Origin of the sequence: Pseudomonas sp. GM50 (assembly GCF_000282375.1) — a bacterium.
Classification (GTDB): Bacteria; Pseudomonadota; Gammaproteobacteria; order Pseudomonadales; family Pseudomonadaceae; genus Aquipseudomonas.
In genome coordinates this window covers 1-5844 of record NZ_AKJK01000030.1, presented here as the reverse complement: position 1 = coordinate 5844, position 5844 = coordinate 1, and the positions used below count along the sequence as shown (strand labels likewise).

Sequence of the window (5844 nt, the reverse complement as noted above, 5' to 3'; positions counted from 1 at the left end):
TGCCGTCAACCTCTAATTACGCTTTTCTATCAATAACTTGCAGAACGCCGGAAAACTGCGCATCCCCCTCTATATAGGAGAGCAAAACCAGCCCTGCTATATAGAAGGAATGCTCAGAGCACTCCAGACGCCTTGAACCCAGCAACGACGCCGGCATCCAGACCCAATACCCGCTGCAGAACCTCCAGCGTGTGCTCACCCAACAAAGGAGGCGCACTGCGGTACTCCACCGGAGTCTCGGACAGACGTATCGGGCTCGCAACCTGCGGTACCACCCCGGCCAAAGCATGAGGCAGCTCAATGGCCAACCCCCGCGCCTGAACCTGAGGATCGGCAAACATCTGAGCCAGATCATTGATCGGTCCGCATGGCACGCCTGCCTGCTCCAGCTGCGCCACCCACTCAGCAGTAGTCTTGAACACGGTCGCCTGGCGGATCAGCGGAATCAATACCGCTCGGTTAGCCACCCGCAATTTGTTGGTCGAAAAACGCGGATCATCCGCCCACTGCGGCTGACCAGCCACCTGCGCAAACTTGCGGAACTGCCCATCGTTACCCACGGTGAGGATGAAGTCGCCATCGGCTGTAGGAAAGTCCTGATAAGGCACAATATTCGGGTGAGCGTTGCCCAGGCGCTTAGGCGCAACGCCTGTAGTCAGGTAGTTCATCGCCTGATTGGCCAGACAAGCCACCTGAACATCCAGCAATGCCATGTCTATATGCTGACCGCCACCGCCCTGATCCCGATGAGCCAAGGCCGCCAGGATCGCTACCGTTGAATAGAGGCCGGTCAAAATGTCTGTCAGCGCCACACCGACTTTCACCGGTCCTGCACCCTCATCTCCTTCGGGGCGGCCAGTCAAACTCATCAGGCCGCCCAAGCCCTGGATCATGAAGTCATAGCCCGCACGCTTGGCATACGGACCGGTCTGACCGAATCCGGTGATCGAGCAATAGATCAGCTTCGGATTAATCGCCTTGAGCGACTCATAGTCCAGCCCATAAGCCGCCAGACCACCGACCTTGAAATTTTCAATGAGGATGTCCGACTTCGCCGCCAGTTCACGCACGAGCTGCTGCCCCTCTGGCCGCGTGAAATCGATGGTCACTGATTGCTTGTTGCGGTTGGCGGCCAAGTAATAGGCCGCCTCGCTGGTGTTCTCGCCATAGGCGTCTTTAAGGAACGGTGGCCCCCAGGCACGCGTGTCATCGCCATTGCCCGGGCGCTCGACCTTGATGACTTCGGCGCCAAGGTCCGCCAGGATCTGCCCGGCCCAAGGCCCGGCAAGCACCCGCGATAAATCCAGTACCCGTAGATGCGAAAGCGCGCCCATGACCGTTCTCCTATTAATAGAACGCCTGGATGCCGGTCTGTGCGCGACCGAGGATCAGCGCATGGACGTCATGCGTACCTTCATAGGTATTCACCACTTCCAGGTTGACCAGGTGCCGAGCGACACCGAACTCATCGGAGATGCCGTTGCCACCCAGCATGTCGCGCGCCATGCGGGCGATATCGAGGGATTTGCCACAGGAGTTGCGCTTCATCATCGAAGTAATCTCGACGGCAGCAGTGCCTTCATCCTTCATACGGCCCAGACGCAGGCAGCCTTGCAGCGCCATGGTGATTTCGGTCTGCATGTCAGCCAGCTTCTTCTGGATCAACTGTGTGGCCGCCAATGGACGACCAAACTGCTTACGATCCAGGGTGTACTGGCGAGCGGTGTGCCAGCAGAACTCGGCAGCGCCCAGTGCGCCCCAGGAAATGCCGTAGCGCGCCGAGTTAAGGCAGGTAAAAGGACCTTTCAAGCCCCGGACATCCGGGAAGATGTTCTCTTCAGGGACAAACACGTTGTCCATGACGATTTCGCCGGTGATGGATGCACGCAGGCCGACCTTGCCGTGAATCGCCGGAGCACTCAGGCCTTTCCAGCCCTTCTCCAGAACAAAGCCACGAATGTCGCCCGCGTCGTCCTTGCCCCAAACCACGAACACATCGGCGATCGGGCTGTTGGTGATCCACATTTTGCTGCCGGTGAGGCTGTAGCCGCCTTCCACTTTGCGTGCACGAGTAATCATCGCGCCCGGGTCGGAACCGTGGTCAGGCTCGGTCAGACCGAAGCAACCGATCCATTCACCCGAGGCCAGCTTTGGCAGGTATTTCTGCTTCTGTGCTTCGGTACCGAATTCGTTGATTGGCACCATGACCAGCGACGACTGCACGCTCATCATCGAGCGATAGCCGGAGTCGACACGCTCGACCTCACGGGCAATCAGACCGTAGCTGACGTAGTTAAGGCCGCTGCCACCGTATTGTTCAGGGATGGTCGCACCCAACAGACCCACTTCACCCATCTCGCGGAAGATCGCCGGGTCGGTCTTCTCATGACGGAAAGCTTCGAGAACACGCGGCGCGAGCTTCTGCTGAGCGAATTGCTGAGCCGTGTCGCGAATCATGCGTTCTTCTTCAGTGAGCTGTTGATCCAGCAGCAGGGGATCGATCCAGTTGAAGCTAGCTTTACCGCCCATGAGTGAGTCCTCTCGAATCGGGTCAAATAACGTGGAGTGATCCTAGGCCGGGTTTGGCTTCACGACAAACGAGGATTTTGCATACTGTTGTGCTAATTTCTCACTCCGTAACGTCGCAAAAATAGCCTATATGCGATGTATTAGTGAGGTTGACGTACATGCGCAGGAAGATCCCCAGTACAACCGCCCTGATCAGCTTTGAAGCTGCAGCGCGCCACGAGAGCTTTACCAAGGCCGCCCAGGAACTTTCCCTCACGCAGGGAGCGATTTGCCGACAGATCGCCAGCCTTGAGGAGTTCCTCAGCGTCGAACTGTTCCGACGCTCGCGGCGCGGAGTGAAGCTGACGGAGGCCGGGCTTTCCTACAGCCGCCGAGTGGCCACCCAACTCGACGCGGTTGAACGCGACACTTTGTCAGTGATGGGCCAGCAAGGCGCCAACATGATCGAACTGGCGGTGGTGCCAACCTTCGGCACTCAATGGCTGCTGCCGCGACTCAAGGATTTTCAGCACAAACACCCGGAAGTGACGGTCAACCTCACCAATCGCACGCGCCCCTTCCTGTTTGCCGACACCGACTTCGACGCCGCGATCTATTTCGGCGACGCCGACTGGCCGGGTACCGAATCCCACAGGCTAATGGGCGAAAATCCGATGCCGGTGTGCAGCCCCACGTTACTGGGCAAAAAAACCAACCTGAGCCCCAGTGAAATCGCCGAACTGCCCCTGCTACAGCAGACCACACGCCCTTATGCCTGGCGCCAGTGGTTCAACTCTCAAAACCTGAATATCCCGCGAGACATGACAGGGCCGCGTTACGAGCTATTCTCCATGCTTGCTCAAGCTGCAATGCACGATATGGGGATCGCGCTGATTCCACCGTTCTTGATTCAGCGCGAATTGACAGAGAAGCGCCTGGTGATTGCCAACGCCCAGGCACTATCGAGCATTAAGGCCTACTACCTGATGATTCCTGAGCGAAAGGTCGAATCTGCCTCTTTGAGGGCATTTCGTGATTGGCTGGTGAATCAGGCACAAAGCTACAGCCTAGAAGGATAAAGGCTCCACCTTATTAGCTGACCTCGTAGTCAGGAAAACAAAAGCACTACAGATATAAGTATTTGTCGCATATTGGCAGACTGTACTGAGGAGTAGCACAAACGTCCTACAAAGGCCTGAATACGTGGCCTTGAGCCTCTATTGGCAGGCAATGACGCCTCATTCACCGTGCCGATGTGTAAATTCTTGAATTTTGGACAGAATCCTCACAAGCCACGGTCTGCAAGGGATTGCACCGACCAGTGCGACATTCGGTCACGGGGTGACTTGTAGTTAATTTTCCGTCACCCGTCATAATCCCTTGAAGGGCACAAAGTTCGCCTGCAAAATGCCGCGCCCCGCCCTGATTTGGCGGGATCGTGCTGATCGGCCGCCCCAGCCGCACCATCCGTAGTGCATGGGTTTACTCAATAAGATCACGCAGGAGATTTGACGTGCACATTGGTGTTCCTCTCGAAACCCAGACGGGTGAAACACGGGTTGCTGCAACCCCGGAAACCATCAAGAAGCTGATCGGCCAGGGTCATAAAGTCACTGTGCAAAGCGGCGCCGGCATTAATGCCAGCGTTGTCGACAGTGCTTATGAAGCGGCAGGCGCAACCATTGGCAGCGCCAATGATGCATTTGGTGCCGAGCTGATTCTCAAGGTGGTCGCCCCCAGCGACAGCGAACTGACGCTGATAAAAAGCGGCACCGTTGTGGTGGGCATGCTCAATCCGTTCAGCAATGAAACCATTGCCAAGATGGCTGAGTGCGGCATTACCGCTTTCGCACTGGAGGCCGCGCCGCGCACCTCCCGCGCTCAGAGCCTGGATGTGTTGTCCTCCCAGGCGAACATCGCCGGCTATAAAGCCGTGTTGCTGGCTGCTCACTACTATCCACGCTTCATGCCTATGCTGATGACCGCTGCGGGTACCGTGAAAGCGGCGCGCGTGCTGATTCTTGGCGCTGGCGTAGCCGGTTTGCAGGCGATTGCCACGGCGAAACGTCTGGGTGCAGTCATCGAAGCGTCCGACGTGCGTCCTGCCGTGAAGGAACAGATCGAATCCCTGGGTGCGAAATTCGTCGATGTGCCGTACGAAACCGATGAAGAGCGCGAATGCGCCGTCGGTGTCGGCGGTTACGCACGCCCTATGCCGGCCAGTTGGATGCAGCGTCAGGCCCTGGCCGTGCACGAACGCGCCAAGCAGGCTGACATTGTCATCACCACCGCACTGATCCCGGGCCGCAAGGCGCCGACACTGTTGAGTGCCGAAACCGTGGCGCAGATGAAGCCCGGCTCGGTGGTCATCGACCTCGCGGCAGCCCAGGGCGGCAACTGCCCGCTGACCGTGGCTGATCAGGTTGTCGTCGAGAATGGCGTGACCATTTGCGGCCCGACCAATCTGGCCGGCGCCGTCGCGGCAGATGCTTCGGCGCTGTACGCGCGCAACCTGCTGGACTTCCTGAAGCTGGTCTTCAACAAAGAAGGCCAGTTTGAAGTGAACCTCGAAGACGACATCGTCGCCGCGTGCCTGATGTGCCGCGACGGCCAAGTCATCCGCAAAAACGCCTAAGCAGGGATTCAGACGATGGAAGAGCTTATCTCCCCCGGTATCTACAACCTGATCATCTTCGTGCTGGCGATTTATGTCGGTTATCACGTGGTGTGGAACGTTACACCTGCACTTCACACGCCGTTGATGGCGGTGACCAATGCCATTTCGGCGATTGTGATCGTCGGCGCCATGCTGGCGGCAGCTTTGACCGTAACCCCACTGGGCAAGACCATGGGCACCCTGGCGGTGGCTCTGGCGGCAGTGAACGTGTTCGGTGGCTTCCTGGTAACCCGTCGCATGCTTGAGATGTTCAAGAAAAAAGCCCCGAAAGCCGTAAAAGAAGAGGCGCCCAAGTAATGAGCATGAATCTGGTAACGACGCTCTACCTGATCGCGTCGATTTGCTTCATCCAGGCCCTCAAAGGCCTGTCGCACCCAACCACGTCGCGGCGCGGCAATGTCTACGGCATGCTCGGCATGGCGTTGGCGATCCTCACTACTATCGGCCTCATCTATAAGCTGGCCGCGCTCTCTTTTGAGCAAGGCAGTGCTACTGCCGGCATTGGTTACGTCATCGTGGGTCTGCTGGTCGGCGGCACTGCCGGCTCGATCATGGCCAAACGCGTTGAAATGACCAAGATGCCCGAACTGGTCGCCTTCATGCACAGCATGATCGGTATGGCCGCAGTGTTCATCGCTATTGCGGCGGTGGTCGAGCCG

General features: G+C 57.8%; 6 protein-coding genes. 4 read left to right on the top strand and 2 right to left on the bottom strand.

The window, feature by feature from the left end:
- Positions 1 to 113: 113 nt before the first annotated feature.
- Together PMI30_RS24110 and PMI30_RS24115 are read right to left on the bottom strand one after the other, a co-directional pair.
- On the bottom strand, positions 114 to 1334 hold the full coding sequence (locus PMI30_RS24110; protein ID WP_008006844.1) for a CaiB/BaiF CoA transferase family protein: 1221 nt from the start codon (positions 1332 to 1334) through the stop codon (positions 114 to 116).
- Between the two features lie 13 nt (positions 1335 to 1347).
- Positions 1348 to 2529, bottom strand: coding sequence for an acyl-CoA dehydrogenase (locus PMI30_RS24115; protein ID WP_007897013.1), 1182 nt, complete (start codon positions 2527 to 2529; stop codon positions 1348 to 1350).
- Positions 2530 to 2687: 158 nt separating this feature from the next.
- Here PMI30_RS24115 and PMI30_RS24120 point away from each other — a divergent pair, with 158 nt between their 5' ends.
- From PMI30_RS24120 to PMI30_RS24135, 4 genes are all read left to right on the top strand, one after another.
- The gene (locus tag PMI30_RS24120; RefSeq protein WP_008006842.1) at positions 2688 to 3587 is read left to right on the top strand and encodes a LysR family transcriptional regulator; all 900 of its coding nucleotides are present in this window, start codon (positions 2688 to 2690) and stop codon (positions 3585 to 3587) included.
- Positions 3588 to 4021: 434 nt separating this feature from the next.
- Positions 4022 to 5143 carry a Re/Si-specific NAD(P)(+) transhydrogenase subunit alpha gene (locus PMI30_RS24125; RefSeq protein ID WP_007902742.1) on the top strand — a complete coding sequence of 374 codons (1122 nt, stop codon included), beginning with the start codon at positions 4022 to 4024 and terminating at the stop codon, positions 5141 to 5143.
- Positions 5144 to 5158: 15 nt separating this feature from the next.
- Entirely contained in the window at positions 5159 to 5482 is a 324-nt protein-coding gene (locus PMI30_RS24130; RefSeq protein WP_003187010.1) for an NAD(P) transhydrogenase subunit alpha, read from the top strand.
- The coding region (locus PMI30_RS24135; protein ID WP_008006839.1) for an NAD(P)(+) transhydrogenase (Re/Si-specific) subunit beta at positions 5482 to 5844 on the top strand (363 nt) is incomplete at its 3' end. The genes PMI30_RS24130 and PMI30_RS24135, both read left to right, overlap by 1 nt.

Coding starts and splice junctions, on each gene's coding strand:
- PMI30_RS24110 (WP_008006844.1), bottom strand. CDS start 1,334: ATGGGCGCGCTTTCGCATCTACGGGTACTGGATTTATCGCGGGTGCTT.
- PMI30_RS24115 (WP_007897013.1), bottom strand. CDS start 2,529: ATGGGCGGTAAAGCTAGCTTCAACTGGATCGATCCCCTGCTGCTGGAT.
- PMI30_RS24120 (WP_008006842.1), top strand. CDS start 2,688: ATGCGCAGGAAGATCCCCAGTACAACCGCCCTGATCAGCTTTGAAGCT.
- PMI30_RS24130 (WP_003187010.1), top strand. CDS start 5,159: ATGGAAGAGCTTATCTCCCCCGGTATCTACAACCTGATCATCTTCGTG.